Source organism: Lysinibacillus sp. TE18511, assembly GCF_054062295.1.
Genome location: NZ_JBSSFD010000013.1, coordinates 12,425 through 28,128, shown reverse-complemented (window position 1 = coordinate 28,128; position 15,704 = coordinate 12,425). Strand labels below are relative to the sequence as shown.

The 15,704-nt window shown below is 36.2% G+C and carries 14 protein-coding genes and 1 riboswitch; of the genes, 3 read left to right on the top strand and 11 right to left on the bottom strand.

What is annotated here, in order from left to right; all coding sequences use genetic code 11:
* The first annotated feature begins 232 nt into the window (after positions 1 to 232).
* Positions 233 to 625 (top strand): NUDIX hydrolase, encoded by a 393-nt coding sequence (locus ACVWXS_RS11815; protein WP_456958343.1) that lies wholly within the window; start codon positions 233 to 235, stop codon positions 623 to 625.
* Positions 626 to 724: 99 nt separating this feature from the next.
* Here the strand turns inward: ACVWXS_RS11815 and ACVWXS_RS11810 are convergent, their stop codons facing one another.
* Both ACVWXS_RS11810 and ACVWXS_RS11805 read right to left on the bottom strand, forming a co-directional pair.
* Positions 725 to 934 carry a hypothetical protein gene (locus ACVWXS_RS11810; RefSeq protein ID WP_403003269.1) on the bottom strand — a complete coding sequence of 70 codons (210 nt, stop codon included), beginning with the start codon at positions 932 to 934 and terminating at the stop codon, positions 725 to 727.
* Positions 935 to 956: 22 nt separating this feature from the next.
* A complete protein-coding gene (locus tag ACVWXS_RS11805; RefSeq protein ID WP_368635304.1) occupies positions 957 to 1,133 on the bottom strand; it encodes a sporulation protein Cse60 in 177 nt (58 codons plus the stop codon).
* A 381-nt stretch (positions 1,134 to 1,514) separates the two neighbouring features.
* Between ACVWXS_RS11805 and ACVWXS_RS11800 the strand changes: the two genes are divergently transcribed.
* Both ACVWXS_RS11800 and ACVWXS_RS11795 read left to right on the top strand, forming a co-directional pair.
* On the top strand, positions 1,515 to 2,333 hold the full coding sequence (locus ACVWXS_RS11800) for an MBL fold metallo-hydrolase (protein ID WP_456958342.1): 819 nt from the start codon (positions 1,515 to 1,517) through the stop codon (positions 2,331 to 2,333).
* Positions 2,334 to 2,662: 329 nt separating this feature from the next.
* The gene (locus ACVWXS_RS11795; RefSeq protein WP_456958341.1) at positions 2,663 to 3,538 is read left to right on the top strand and encodes a hypothetical protein; all 876 of its coding nucleotides are present in this window, start codon (positions 2,663 to 2,665) and stop codon (positions 3,536 to 3,538) included.
* Positions 3,539 to 3,650: 112 nt separating this feature from the next.
* On the opposite strand, the gene glnA is transcribed toward ACVWXS_RS11795, so the two are convergent.
* The 9 genes from glnA to resB all read right to left on the bottom strand — a co-directional run bounded on the left by glnA (position 3,651) and on the right by resB (position 15,697).
* Positions 3,651 to 4,985, bottom strand: coding sequence for a type I glutamate--ammonia ligase (gene glnA / locus ACVWXS_RS11790; protein ID WP_456958340.1), 1,335 nt, complete (start codon positions 4,983 to 4,985; stop codon positions 3,651 to 3,653).
* Between the two features lie 220 nt (positions 4,986 to 5,205).
* Positions 5,206 to 6,552: a sodium-dependent transporter gene (locus tag ACVWXS_RS11785; protein ID WP_368635308.1), complete on the bottom strand. Its 1,347-nt coding sequence runs from the start codon at positions 6,550 to 6,552 to the stop codon at positions 5,206 to 5,208.
* Between the two features lie 155 nt (positions 6,553 to 6,707).
* Positions 6,708 to 7,295: an ECF transporter S component gene (locus tag ACVWXS_RS11780; protein WP_368635309.1), complete on the bottom strand. Its 588-nt coding sequence runs from the start codon at positions 7,293 to 7,295 to the stop codon at positions 6,708 to 6,710.
* 222 nt (positions 7,296 to 7,517) lie between these two features.
* A riboswitch (FMN riboswitch) is annotated at positions 7,518 to 7,711 on the bottom strand.
* Positions 7,712 to 8,208: 497 nt separating this feature from the next.
* Positions 8,209 to 9,513, bottom strand: coding sequence for an RNA polymerase subunit sigma (locus ACVWXS_RS11775; RefSeq protein ID WP_456958339.1), 1,305 nt, complete (start codon positions 9,511 to 9,513; stop codon positions 8,209 to 8,211).
* Positions 9,510 to 10,043 (bottom strand): RNA polymerase sigma factor SigX, encoded by a 534-nt coding sequence (sigX, locus tag ACVWXS_RS11770; RefSeq protein WP_374963284.1) that lies wholly within the window; start codon positions 10,041 to 10,043, stop codon positions 9,510 to 9,512. The genes ACVWXS_RS11775 and sigX overlap by 4 nt, the downstream gene beginning before the upstream one ends.
* 127 nt (positions 10,044 to 10,170) lie before the next feature.
* A complete protein-coding gene (locus ACVWXS_RS11765) occupies positions 10,171 to 11,946 on the bottom strand; it encodes an ATP-binding protein (protein WP_456958338.1) in 1,776 nt (591 codons plus the stop codon).
* A complete protein-coding gene (locus ACVWXS_RS11760) occupies positions 11,939 to 12,655 on the bottom strand; it encodes a response regulator transcription factor (protein WP_049668637.1) in 717 nt (238 codons plus the stop codon). The genes ACVWXS_RS11765 and ACVWXS_RS11760 overlap by 8 nt, the downstream gene beginning before the upstream one ends.
* Before the next feature lie 181 nt (positions 12,656 to 12,836).
* Positions 12,837 to 14,024 carry a c-type cytochrome biogenesis protein CcsB gene (gene ccsB, locus ACVWXS_RS11755; protein ID WP_456958337.1) on the bottom strand — a complete coding sequence of 396 codons (1,188 nt, stop codon included), beginning with the start codon at positions 14,022 to 14,024 and terminating at the stop codon, positions 12,837 to 12,839.
* Positions 14,021 to 15,697 (bottom strand): cytochrome c biogenesis protein ResB, encoded by a 1,677-nt coding sequence (gene resB, locus ACVWXS_RS11750; protein ID WP_456958336.1) that lies wholly within the window; start codon positions 15,695 to 15,697, stop codon positions 14,021 to 14,023. The genes ccsB and resB overlap by 4 nt, the downstream gene beginning before the upstream one ends.
* Between the last annotated feature and the right edge of the window lie 7 nt (positions 15,698 to 15,704).

The window sequence follows — 15,704 nt, the reverse complement described above, 5'->3', positions numbered from 1 at the left end:
GATTTCCTTCCGACTAAGCGCTTTCCTAGGGGCGTCGGGGCAACAAATGTTTTCTGTGCGAAAGCGTAGTGCCAGGATGTGATGCTCTTAGCCTTCGTTCCTCTATCGCTATCTCCAACTAGTCGCCCAGTCTCCACTCCTATCAACCGATATGCTTAGAATCAACAAACAACATACTTTTTTTTGGATATTACAGGTTATAATTAGTATAAAAAAAATTAGATTGGAGGTTTTGATATTGGTTAAATGGCTAGGAGCTGCAGGTATTTGCTTAAATAAAGACAATCTATTATTAATGGTTTTGCAAGGTATTAAAGAAGAAGCTAAAACTTGGTCCGTACCATCAGGTGGAAAAGAAGCTACTGAGAATTTTGAGTCATGTTGTAAACGCGAGGTATATGAAGAAACTGGATTTGTAGTAGACATCGTCAAAGAAGTATTACATAAAAATAATGACGTAGTAGAAGTTCGTTATTTTGAAACAATCATTACTGGCGGACAAATGACGATCCATGATCCTGATGAATTGATTTATGAAATTGCATGGAAATCTAAAGATGATTTACTAGATTTAACATTAACTTTCCCTGAAGATAAACAATTTCTATTAACATTATTTCAATAAAACCTATCACAATAAATGATGAGAAATTTAAGCAGTGCTTGGCATTACCTCAATCGCGGGTATTTCCCTTTCACCCGCGGGTAAACTCTTATATTATGATTATTTCATTTTTACTTTTTCAACGGCCGCTTCGTATATCAATTCATTATCGATTTTAATATATTGATTTTTCGCTGCCTTACAATAGCCTTCTTGTTCTAAAAAATCCTTCAACTCAGATTTCTTCGCAAAAATTTTTTCAATGACGTTCTGCTCCACTGCAGTTTCATCTGTTTTTTTAGCAATTGATACCCAATATATTTTTGACAAAATATTTCCCCCTTTGAATCAATTATTTATAAATAATTAAAGCTGAATGAATTACAGTTTGTTCCCCAATGTATAGAGTATTATATTTTATGTCTATTATTAAATAATCACTTAAATCTAAAAGAGCTTTATTAATATCATTTTCAAATTGCACAATATCATTATTTTGGATGGTTACTACTTGAGTCGCCTGCATCATATATTCCCCCTTTTCTTCTAATCATAGATTAAGAGGAAGTATTTGTCACAATAATATACTACCTTCCCTTATTTCAAATGATAATAATAGCCTCATCACCTTAACGTGTGGTTGATTTCCGTTCCCGACAGGCACTTTCCTGGGGGCTTCCAGTCGGAACGGAAATCAACTTATATACAATACGTACAACAAATGTCATCCACAGCATTTGATATTTAACCCAAAAATAAGGAACAAACTATTTATATGGTAAAATATAATCAAAGGGATCGGAACATTTCCCACTTAAAAAACAAAATAAAATTAAAGTTTTAATACACAATAACATGATTAAAATGTCCAGTATTCAATTATTAATCTTCATTAGAAAGAAGGGTTTTTTTGAAAATTACTGCTATCCTCGAAAATTCAAAGTTAGATAAAAAATTAACAGCAATGCATGGTTTATCATTGTATATAGAAACAGAACAAATGAACATAATTTTTGATTTAGGCCCCAATCACTCCTATATAAAAAATGCACAAGCTTTAGGTATCGATTTAAATAAATCAAACGCTGTAATTATTTCGCATGGACACTCTGATCATATTGGAGGATTACGTTATTTGGATGAAGTAAATAAACATGCTCCAATTTATTTATCTTCGAATGCATTAGAATCGCATTGGTTAAAAATTGGACCCTATTATCATCATGTAGGAGCAAAGGATACTATAGAAAATTATGATAATCGTATGAAGTTTGTTGATGATGATATAGAAGTTTCAAAAGGAATTCATATTATTCATTTAGAGCCAACGAATGAATATACGAAAAACCTTTATAAAGGGGATAAGAAGGAATTAGACGATTTTAATCACGAAATAGTGTTAGTGATTGAAAACAAAAATGGTTTAGTATTATTTAGCGGTTGTAGTCATCATGGAATTGTAAACATAACTAAAACTATAACTGAAAAATTTCCAAATAAGAATATCAACGCCGTTATTGGGGGATTTCATTTAATTGATCTCCCCATTGTTAACACTTTAGGAAAGTCAAGAGAAGAAGTTATCTCAATTGGTAATACATTAAATGAAATGGAGATTGACTGTGTTTATTCTTGCCATTGTACTGGAGCAAAAGGATTTGACATTCTCAAAACCGTTTTAAAGGAAAAATTACAATCTTTTAAAACAGGACAAACTATTGAGCTTTAGTAGATGTTACAAAATTAGCTACTAAAATTTATTATTTTACCCTTTCATAGACAGAGAGATCTACCTTTAATCAATATAAATGTTATTACCGTAGTCTAAATGGAGAGATTCAAATAAAAATAATAGAGAGAACAATAATACTATCTTGTGCAGCTATATTCCTATTCATTGTTTTTAAAGCCGTATATTATGGTGTACAGGCAAATAGATCTTTGATTAAACCCCAAAGTTCAAATTATTATCAAATAATAGATAAAGATTTTAATAAAACAGTAGACGTTCCTTTTACTAGTATTACTTCATATAGGGGTAGTGCTGACTATATTTATATGAGCGTAGATCAAGAGAGTCCTTCTCTTGATAATAAAATTATTGAATATAATCGCAAGACTCAAAAATACAAAACTATATTTAATACCAAATTCGATATGCCATCAGTTCAAGGGGTAGAATTAAATGATAATTGGTTATTGTGGGTAGATGCCGATGAAAGTGGGTGGCAGCTAAATCCATATTTTATGAATTTAAAGATACAAGAAATTCACCCATTGACGAAAGAAAATGAAGAAAATGTTTTTAATGATTTTCCTGTACTAATTGGAGACTACGCAGCTTGGATTAAAATGAGTAGAAAAGATGAAAAAGCGGAAGTTATGCTTAAGAATCTCAAAACAGGCGAAACAACAAGTATATTTAATTTAAATAGCTTTTCATCTTTGTCTGCAAAGGATGGAAAATTATTATTTACTGATAAAAAAGATCATTTTGGATATATCTATTTGTATGATGTGAAAAGTAAAGAAATAAAAGAATTTAAGAGTTCTTATGAATTTATTGGTTGGGCAAGGCTTCTGAATGATCAACAATGGGTTTATCTAACATTTGACGCCCCATCTGAACCTTCAACTGGTGATGGTAAGCTAATTTTTTATGACGCTGCGACCAATCATTCGCAAGAAGTTGTTTCGGATATTAATTCGGTAAGTGAACTTAACACTGATTTTAATAATGAAGTATTTTTATATTTCAATGAAAATGGATACTATAAAAAATTTAAGATACAGGATCATCTATTAGTTGAGGATGGTTTGTTAGAAACACGTTATTTTTTTAGATTTTCAGCTGAAAATGGTATTTATATCTATGATCAAGAACTCCCAAATGAAAAATACAAATTAATTATCCAAAGTGAACTGCCTAACTAAAATAGCTATCCCTATCACTGAAAAATAGGGTTAGCCTTCTTCTTTGACACTCAATTCCTCACATTTTAGATCAAAAAAAGTGTTGGAGCACCAAAGCTCCAACACTCCCCTTCTAATACATTTTCAAATATTCTTCCCGCTCCCAATTGTGGACACATGTACGGTAATTATTCCATTCTATTTCTTTAGCAGCTGTAAACTTCTCAAAGATATGATCTCCAAGTGCTTCACGTACGATAGGATCCATATCTAGTTCGATGAGTGCATATTCCAATGATGCCGGGAGACTGTCAATGCCATTTAATTCTCGCTCATCTCGTGTCATTTTATAAATATTTCGATCTACAGCGTCTGGAGGGGTTAGATCTTTGCGAATTCCATCGAGCCCAGATGCTAAAATAACGGCCATCGCTAAATATGGGTTTGCTGCTGGATCGACAGAACGAAGCTCGACACGTGTTGAAAGCCCTCGTGCAGCAGGAATTCGTATAAGCGGCGAACGGTTTTGAGCAGACCATGCTACATAGCAAGGGGCTTCATAGCCAGGCACTAAGCGTTTATAGGAATTAACGAGTGGGTTTGTAATTGCTGTAAAACCATGTACATGTTCTATAATTCCTGCCATAAAACTACGGGCTGTTTGGCTCAATTGTAATTCTGCATTTTCATCATAAAACGCATTTTTATCCCCTTCAAATAAGGATAAGTTGAAATGCATTCCGGAACCATTGACGCCAAATAATGGCTTTGGCATAAAGGTTGCATGCAGTCCATGCTGTGCAGCGATTGTTTTTACAACAAGTTTAAACGTTTGAATATTATCACAAGCTTCGATAGCATTTGCATACTTAAAGTCGATTTCATGCTGACCAGGGGCAACCTCATGATGAGAGGCTTCGATTTCAAAACCCATTTCTTCTAGCTCTAATACGATATCACGTCGACAGTTCTCACCTAGGTCTGTCGGAGCTAAATCGAAGTATCCTCCACTATCGTTTAGCTCAAGTGTTGGGTGTCCTTTTTCATCTAACTTAAATAAGAAAAACTCTGGCTCAGGTCCTAAATTAAATGAAGTAAAACCTAGCTCCTCCATCTCCTTTAAAATTCGTTTAAGATTTGAGCGTGGATCCCCCTCAAACGGTGTACCATCTGGTCTAGCAATATCACAAATAAAGCGTGCCACTTTCCCCTTTTCAGCAGTCCAAGGAAAAATCACGAAGGTACTAAAGTCGGGACGTAAGTACATATCTGATTCTTCAATTCGCACAAAACCTTCAATAGATGAACCATCAAACATCACTTTATTGTCCAATGCTTTTTCTAATTGGCTAACTGGTATTTCAACATTTTTAATCGTTCCTAATATATCCGTAAATTGTAGGCGAATAAATTTCACATTTTCTTCCTTCACTCGACGTACAATATCTTCTTTTGTATAATGTTTCATTTCTCACCACTCCAATGTAATTTTTGTTAACATCATTTCTTTGTAACTGTTTTAAAAATACATTAAAAGGACAAAAAACGCAATAGACATGTCATGTTTCCTTACATCCATTTTTTCGAATATATTAATCTTATTTTGAGATAGATAGGATGCAAGGACACACGGTCTCAATTAAAAAAGTAGGTTGTATTCCAGTTAAATGAAATACAACCTACTCTCTTTAATATTGTAAAAGCATATTTACTAACACAACAATAATCACAACAGGTACTACTATTAACATCAATAGACGATATATTGAATAGAACCCTTGTCCCATTTGACTACCTATCAACAATTCCTTCTTCACAAATTCTTTATCAACTACATAGGCAATAAAGATAGCGATCAACAAATTGCCTAATGGAAGCATTAAATTTGATACTAAAAAGTCTGTTGCATCAAAAATTGTTTTCCCAAAGATCGATACATCTGCTAATGTACTTGATGAAAGCGCTGCTGGGATTGCGGCAATAAAGACGACTACACCTAACAACATCGCCAATTTAGAACGAGACATACGACCCTTTTCAATAAATGCCGCTACGATAATTTCATATAAACTGAAGGAAGATGTTAGCGTTGCGAATAAAAATAATAATAAAAACATCGCTAAGAATATTTCACCAAATGGCATTTGACTAAACGCTGTTGGCAGAACCATAAATAGCAAGCCTGGTCCAGCTGCAGGCTCTAAATCAAAAGCAAACACAACAGGGAAAATCGCTAATCCTGCTAAAAACGATACAAGCACAGTTAAGAGTACAACGGAGCCCGCCGAGTTAGGCAAACTCACATCCTTTTTTAAATATGAACTGTACGTCACAAGACAAGAAAACCCTACTGCTAAACCAAAGAAGGACTGCCCTAACGCTTCTAATACAGCCTTACCAGTAATATTGGAAAAATCCGGCCACAAGAAGAATTTAACACCTTCCATTGCCCCATCTAATGTTACCGCTCGCACAACAAGCACTATAAACATGATAAATAATAAAGGCATCATCCACTTATTAGCCTTCTCTATACCATTTTGCACCCCAAGTGAAATGACTAGTACATTTATCAGCGTAAACAACCCTAAACCTAGCAATGTAATCCAAGGCGTTCCTACAATCTTTCCAAATAATTCACTAGGATCATTTACAGGATCAATAACAGCTCCAGCTACACCAAGCCCACTATATATAAAGATCCAGCCTCCTACAACGCTATAAAAAGTTAACAACAAAAAACAGCCCAGCACGCCCATTCGGCCAACCCATGCCCAGCCTGTTTTTGTCGGTGCAATTTTTTTATATGCAGTCACAGCTTCCGACTGTGTACCACGTCCTAAAACGTATTCTGATAATAACATCGGTAAACCAATTAACAAAGTAAAGAAAACAAAAATAAGGAAAAACGCTCCCCCACCACTTTGTCCAGTAACATACGGAAGCTTCCAAATTGCCCCCAGTCCAATTGCAGCTCCTGCCGACGCCAAAATAAAGCCTAGTTTACTAGACCATTGACTCTTTTGTTCACTCATCTCTTCAAACTCCTCTAACATTCTAAACTCTTCCTTATTTTACACTAAAATACTAAAATCGACTAGATGATAAATTTCTACCCGTCACTTCAATTCTTCTCTTACATTCTCATATAAAAAACCTCGAGCAATTTACAACTCGAGGTTCCAACTAATTATTTTGTTAAATACATGGAACGCTGATTAATAATCCATTTACGCATTGTTGTGAATAGTAACGCCATGATGACCGTTATTAAAATACCTTTCACAATATTAAATGGCAAGATTCCAGCTACGATCATTTTATATAGTGAATCACCTACAACAGGCTCCATACCTAAAAAGTAAGTGTACATAGGTAAAAATACTGCATAGTTCAGAAGGCTCATTCCTACTGCCATAATAATTGTTCCAGCAGCTAAACCTCCAACAAGACCTTTAACCGTTTTGAAGCGATTAAAAATAAAGCTCACTGGTAATATAAATAAAATGCCTGTTGTAAAGTTCGCCATATGTCCTACCGGTACTCCCGTTGGCGTGCCTGAGAAAATCCAGTCCAACACATTTTTAAATAATTCTACTAAAATACCGGCTATCGGTCCCATTGTGATTGCAGCTAGTAATGCTGGCATATCACTGAAATCCACTTCCAAAAATGCCGGGAATGGCGGAATTGGGAAATTAAAAAGCATTAACAAAAACGAAATACTGCTCAGCATACCAATCGTAATAAACGATTGAAGTTTCAAATTTTTCTTCATTGAAAACTCTCTCCTCTTTGCTGATTCAATCTCGCAAGAAGAAAGGCCACGACCTTATCCATTATTATTATGAAAAAACCCTTATGCAAAAGAGCATAAGGGAGAATAGGCATGATTAATAAACGCCATTGATTAGCTATTTTTGAGCAAGCACTGTGTGAAGACACATCGAAAAAAACGCTCGCACATAGCTAAATTCATAACAATGAATGACGATCGTACCTCCATCTTCTCCCATCCAGACTTTAACTGTCGGCCTTGGAATTACACCAAGTCAGCCATGCAAAAAACTTTGCACAGGTCGCGGGCTGAAGAGTCTTTAGTAAATCATTCGAGCCAATGTATTAAAAGTAACATTAGCGATTTACAACTCTATTACCGCCGGTCGGGATTTTCACCCTGCCCCGAAGATGAATCAATATTTTTTGTTTTATAACTTTACTATAATGAATTATTAAGGAAAAGTAAATAGCTTTTCAACAATTATGCCTCCATCGGATATTGGACACCCGCTGAAAAGTTACTTAAAACCGCATTCATCTCACCACCTATAGAGGTGAGAGACTTTTATAGCTGACGCTTTGCTTTCGCTACAAAAAACATTTGCTGAAAGAAGTTAAAAGATCCCGATTAAACTTGTATGTTTTGCCTCATAAACTGGCTCATCACCATAACTCAGGGTTGCTTTCCATTCCTCTATCGGCTTGCTCTAGGTCTCATCTGTGACGCTATGATTTGCTCCAAGGAGTCATCATGTTAGAATGGTCTACTTTTTAACAAGTATCATCCCTAGCTTTAAATAAGTAGCTCATAAATGGACAAGAGCATTCACGCACATATAGTGGCGAGAATGCTCCCAAAATTTACTTATACGTTTTTTGTTCTTCTATTTTGAAGTTTAACGTTATGCTATTTATGGCATATATTGTTTATTGGCTCCCACAGGCTTTGGTAAGAAATTTTTCAAATCAAATCCCTCCCAGCTCTCCTGTACCACATTATCTAAACGTACTTGTAAATCAAAGCTTGCAGCAGTGAGCATCATCGCTTCAATTAATTGAGTTGCACGAACGGCATCCATTGTTGTTAAATCAAGTGGCTCATTAAATGTAACGACAACACCTTCAGCTACCTCTTGCACAGTGTATGTCACATGTCCAGGAACGACCGGAACGTATCCATCATCTTTTTTATTTCCCATATCGACAAGAGCTTCTGTTACAGTAGAATAAGTCTTGCTAGAATCAGGTGATAAATACTCAGCCCCATTTTCATCTTTATATAAATAATAATTATAATGATTTTGTCTTGTTAATGCGATAGACTTATTTTGCTCCCCGTCTTCCTGAGACTCATCAGCTGTACCATCTGGATTTTCAATCTCAATCTCTTTATACTCTGAGTCTGAGAATGTATCCTGTACTGTTCCAACGTATTCGCTATTATCCGCAGAAGCAACATCATAGTCATTTTCTTGCGGCAATACATGAACAAGTTTATCGTCCTTCTCCTTCAATTCACCTTTATACGGGTGGTAATTAGTAAAGCCCTTTTCTTCCTCATCAATTTGCGGTGCATACTTTTCATACATTTGCAATGTTGTAGGCTTCTTTTTCCCAAAATCAGTGGCAACTCGTTCGTTCGGGATAACGTATGTCATTGGCACACTTTCCTTATCACGGTTTGCCAAACCAATGCGAAACACTACTGCGTTTGTTAAATCTTCCTCATAAACAGATGACCTTAGTGACATCATACGTGAATATTTTGATACAATATCAGATTCTATAATATCGTCATCGTTTTCAAAGCTTTTTGCAGCCCGATTATCTTGTATTGTAGAATATTGAGAAGTATCAGGAGCGTTAGCTTGATCCATATTTACCTCTTTATTATTCATGTACATAGACCCCACAAGTACTGTTAGGGCGAAAACAGCTGCACCACTCAGAAAAATAGGCCATTTACGTACGTTCTTCTTTGTTGTAGCGGTTTCGGTACTTACTTGTTGCGTATGACTATTTTGTTGTTGCTCTTTGGATATTATTTCGTCATCCATTGGTTGTTGTACGGCTTTTTGAAGATGGATATTATCCTGTAAGCGTGCATCTGCCAATAATCTATTTAATACTTCTTCTTTCGAACGGCGGTCAGAAAGCTTAGGGGCATTATTTAATACATGTTCAAATTGGTCATCATCAAATTGATTATGCGTCATTGCCGTTTCGCCTCCTGTTCTCTAACCTGTTGTAGCTGTTGCCTTAAAAATTTTATGGCACGATGCTGAGTGGTTTTTACTTTCGCTTCTGTCCAATCTAGTATTTGCGCTGTTTCCGCAATCGATAAATCTTGAAAGTAGCGCATAATAATGACCATTTTTTGGTCACCTGTACAGTTTTCAAGTGCGGATTGTACCTGCATAAATTCATCACTAGCTTGTAGCATATCTTCCGGTGATGGTGTGGTTGAATGTAGCTGTTCCGTTTCCCAATCAAAAAAATCGAGTGAATGTTTTTGACGCACAGCCTGCTTTCTAAAATGATCAATCGCGACATTTTTAGCAATAGCAAAAAGCCATGTCTTCTCGCTGCTATTTCCTGCAAACTGATCATATGAACGTAATACACGAACATAAACCTCGTGCGCTAAATCCTCAGCAAGTGTACGGTTTTTTACTAAATAAATAAGAAACTGGAACACGTCTTGATGGTATTCATCGTATAGCCGATGGAACACGGAGTCATTCAAAGCACTCCACCCCCGTTCAATTATATTTGTCGTCTAAATGTTCACAGAAGTTACATCCAATTAATACCATTTTATCAATTATACATCGGCATAATTGCATCCGCTGAAAGAACTTAGTAGTGATGTATTAATCGAATGGTAAATAAAACGTGAAGGTAGTACCCTCTTTCAGCACACTATCTACCATAATATTGCCTGAATGAGCCTTGACAATATTTCTAGCAATAGCTAAACCTAGGCCAGTTCCACCTTTGGAACGTGTACGTGCCTTATCTGCTTTATAGAAACGTTCAAAAACATATGGTAAGTCCTCTTGTGGAATGCCATGCCCTGTATCCTGAACAGAAATTTTGGAAAAAGTCGGCTCTTTCTCAACCTTTACCGTTACTGACCCTTCAGTAGTATGACGGAGAGCATTATCAATTAAATTCGTTAACACTTGTTCAATCCGATCCTCATCTATACTAATCGTAGCTTCGTCATTAAATTCACTGTCAAATACTAGACGTACATGCTTCTCTTTTGCAACCTGTGCAAATTTTTGAGTAATACGTTCAAATGTTGAATTAATTGGGAGCTCATCCTTGTAAAGAGTCATATGGCCGGATTCCATACGTGCAAGATCTAATAAATCTGTTACGAGGCGTCCCATACGTTTTGATTCATCATAAATTATTTTAGTAATCTCATTTCGTTCTTCTTGATCTTGAATAAAATCATCATCCATTAAGGCCTCCGAATAGCCTTGAAGCATCGAAATTGGCGTCCGTAACTCATGAGACACATTGGCAATAAAGTCTGAACGTAGTTTTTCTAAACGATGTTGCTCTGTCATATCACGAATAACTGCAACGGCTCCACGTATCGATTCACCACTATAAAGGGGGCTAATCGTAAACGTATAGTAACTTCCATCCATCTCGATTTCTTCTTCAAGCTTATCCTCAAACATCAGGACATGGTCAAGCATATGATAAAGCTCTGGTGGAATTGGTTTAGCACTTTGCGAGCCTTTATTGACAAACCATTTTTGCATTAAACGCTCTGCCGGTGGGTTGCTTAATAATATTGTACGATCACGATTAAACGTAATAACCGCATCAGTCATCGATGTCAAAATATTTGATAGCTGTTCATTTTCTTGATTGATAACTTCTAGATTGTGTTTCAATTGTCGTCCCATTTGATTAAAAGCAACAGCAAGCTGGCCGATTTCATCATTTTGTGTTGTCGGCATTTTCGCTTCAAAATTTCCTTTAGCAATTTCAAACGCCAATTCACGCATTTTACGCAGTGGTGATGTAATTCGTGATGATAGGAAAAAGGCAAAGAATGTCGTAAGGACAAAGGCAATGACAGCAGATAAAATGACAATTTTCGTCGTTTCATTCGATGTTTTATGTAGTACATCTGGACTTTGATAAATAAAGACCGCTCCGTGCACTGCATTTTCTACATTTAATGGGAAACCAAGCACGACATATGATTCCATTGTTTCCTTGTCTGTAGAAGACGGCATCATCATTTCTTTAATGATTGGTTCATCGGATTGAAAAATTTCGTGGAAAGATTTATTAGCTAGTATCGTATCTTGTATTTCTTTTTTATTTACACCTTCCTGCAAAGCAAACGATACTGCTTCATGGTTAATTGCAATAAGCGCATTCGTACTTTCAGGTAAAATTTCTTTTAATAATTCAGAAGTCGACTCCGCCGTTTCATTATCATCTACTATACTTGCAACAGTTGTTGCTATTTGACGCAAAGAGCTTTCTGCTTGCTGCATATGGTAATTTTGAAGAAACTCGAGCATTAAAACCGTGAAAACAAACAATACAAATGAAACGAGAAGCAATATGGTTACCCATAGCTTCCCGACAACACTATTCCATATTCTATTCATTAACAACCTCAAATTTGTAGCCAACGCCCCATACAGTAACAATCATCTTTGCAGCGTTTTCAGATACACGGTTGAGCTTTTCGCGTAAACGTTTGACATGTGTGTCAACTGTACGTAAATCGCCAAAGAAATCATAATGCCAAACTTCTTTTAGTAATTGTTCACGGTCAAATACTTTGTCTGGCGATTTCGCTAGGAAATAAAGTAATTCATACTCCTTAGGCGTTAAATTTACCTCGATACCTTCTGCTGTTACACGATGAGCATCATGATCAATCATTAAATGTTGGAACACAACTAAATCTTTTGAAGAAGATGCATTTGTCGAAGGTGAGAATGCTTGTGAACGACGTAATATGGCCTTCACACGTAAGACAACCTCACGAGGACTAAATGGTTTTACAATATAATCATCCGCTCCAAGCTCGAAGCCTTGTACACGATTCGCTTCTTCGCCTTTCGCAGTTAATAAAATAATCGGTGTTGCTGCTCGTTCGCGAATTTCCGCACATACTTCAAGCCCGTCTTTTTCAGGCATCATAATATCTAATAAAATACAATGATACTCTTTTTCTAAAGATTTTTCGATCGCTTGTTCACCATTTTCTGCTTCGTCAACAAGGTACCCTTCTCGCTCTAAATACATTTTTAATAAGCGTCGAATACGATCCTCGTCGTCTACTACTAATACTGAAATATTTTCTGACACTTTCACGATCCCTCTCTTCTAATCTTTCTCTACCCTCTATTGTACATCGTACAGCACATATTGAAAAGAAAAGAAAGCCTCCTTGCCACAGCAAGAAGGCTTTCTTTCTAATTACTAGCGACGTAAAAAATCTCATATGTGCTCAAATTAATCAGTTTTTTTAAAACGGATTCATTTCAGTTTAACTTGCAGCGTATGAGTGTAAACCTGCAATAATCAAGTTAACAGCAATTAAGTTAAACAGAATAATTCCGAAACCAATTAATGCTAACCATGCAGATTTTTCACCTTCCCAGCCTTTAGATAAACGTAAATGTAGGAACGCTGCATAGAACAACCATGTAATAAGTGCCCACACTTCTTTCGGATCCCATCCCCAGAAACGACTCCACGCTTGTTGTGCCCAAATCATTGCAAAGATTAAGGCCCCTAACGTAAATACTGGGAAACCAATTAACACTGAACGGTAACCGATTTCATCTACTAAATGTAAATTTACTCTCTGGACAAATGGTTGGAAAATCGCACTAATTCGACGTCGACCAATTAAACGAATTAACAGGTATAGGATTGAACCTACTAATAATGACCAAACAACAGTTGTTAATTTCTTGGCATTTATGAGCGCTGGCATTTCTACTAATGGAGACATGCCATGTTCTTCTACTGCCTTATATTCATTCATCCCAAATAGTGGCGGCATATTGTAGGTAATTTGACGTTCAGTGCCTTCTTTATCAACATAAGTATAGTTTGACTCGTAGCCCATCGCACTAAAAATTGAAGTAGCAACTACGAAACCAATTACTACCACAAGGAAGAACATTACTGCTTCTAACCAAAAACGTTGTTTAGAAGGCTTTTTCAAATCAACTACTTTTAATAAATAAATTAGTCCTGCTACAGCACTAATCGCTAAAATCGATTGACCTAAAGCAGCTGTAATAACGTGAATTGTTAGCCAGTGACTTTGTAATGATGGAACTAATGGACTTACTTCATTAGGGAACATCGCTGCATAAGCGATAATCAGTAACGCAACTGGTAACGCTATCAAGCCAAGTGCTGTTAGTCGATAAATAAAATAAATTAGGATGAATGCCGCTACGATGAACATCCCGAACGCAGTGGTAAATTCAAACATATTACTAACAGGTGCATGACCTGTATAAATCCAACGAGTAATAAAATAACCAAGCTGCGATAGGAAACCAATAATTGTAACAATAATTGCAAGTTTGCCCCATTTATCAGTATTTTTTCCTGTAGCATTCGATTGCTTTATCGAACCACCAAATAATAATGTTGCTACTAAATAAGCTATAAAGGCTACAAATAACAAGTTTCCACTTATATCAATCAAACTCATAAGGTGCTGTCACCTTCCTTTTTTTTAATGCCACGCTTTTTAGGCTTCTCGGCGTCTTCAGGCTTTTCTAATTGATCTTCATATTGTGGCAGTTCAGCAAATGAAGTAACGGCATCTAAATCCTTTTTCATACTGAACATATTTTTATTCACATGGGCAGCCATTAACACTCGACCATCCGGCTCCACCTGTAACCATAAACGTCGGTGATTCCAATACGATCCAATCACTACACCAATCATGAAAATAATACCACCTACAAATAAAATTGGTACTGTACTATCTTTACGAATTGTAAAGTTTGACGAATCTCGTGTATCTGCACCAGCAAATTTCATTCTATATTTGTTTTCACCAAGTGGTTCAAGCGGTGGCTTCATAATTTCTACAAAACTTACTTCACCTTTTGGAGTTTCTGGTGTTTTCATTCTAAATAAAAATGCTGGATTATTTGGTATTGATGTTTTTGTCTGTGGTTCTCCATTTTCAAAACCAGAAAAATCTGGTGTGTAAATAAGAATTTCAACTGATGAACCATTTCCTAAATCATATTCTTTTTTAGGATTCGTTAAATCAATTTCAATTTGACCAAGTGATTCATCTTCATTTGCTTTATTCACCAAATTAAAATTCATCTGCTTCAATTCATTAAGACGATAATTCATTTGATACAGCGCAAAACCATTTTCTTTTAACGGATGATTAACACGAATCGAGTAATCCTTCACTTTTTCAAGATTGTCTAAATCCCCTGGAAGAGCACCCTCAGGTTGTTTGTATAATGTAACGTCTGTTTGGTAGTTTTTCGCCATAACATTTACACCTTGAGCCAATTGCTCGCCCTGGGGCTTATTGTCATGGGTTTCCAAAGTAAATTCATTATTTTTAATAAAATAGCCGTCCATACCTGGTATAGCTCGTGTTTCTCCTTCACGGATCCAAATCGTCTCATCCACATGAAAACCAGGTACTAAACGCAACATAACACCTGCTAAAAAGATAATAAGACCGACATGATTTATGTATGGACCATACCGAGCAAAACGGCCGCGCTCTGCTAACAGTGCACTTCCATCGCGACGAACCTTATATTTTAATTCAGTCATTTTTTGCTCAACTTTATCTAGGGTTTCGTCAGGGTTTTGCACTTGTCCTTCCGCAATGATGCGTTGACGCTTCATGAAACTTTCATGACGTTTAACGCGTTGATTTTTCAAAGATTTATGCAATGGTATACCACGGTCTAAACTCGCAACAATAATAGAGATCGCGAGCATCCCTACCAAAATTTGGAACCACACAGTAGTGTACAAATCTGAAAGTCCTAAATTATTGTAGACTTTGCCAAACCAGCCATACACTTTCTCATAATACTCTGCTTTGTTAGCTTCTGGGGCATTAACATACATTTCTTGCGGTAGAATTGTTCCAATTGACGCAGCGACTAACGTGATAATAATGAGGGTAATTCCCACTTTGACACTCGAAAAGAAATTCCAAATTTTATCAATAAATGTTTTGTTATACGTTTTTGAACGAATCGCCATACCATCATAGCGCATATCTACAACTTTTGTTTCTTTACCTTCCTCAGTTAAAGGACGACCACATTTCTCACAAAGCTTCGTGCCATATGGGTTACTATGACCACACGCACAAATGATGTTTTCCATAGTCATT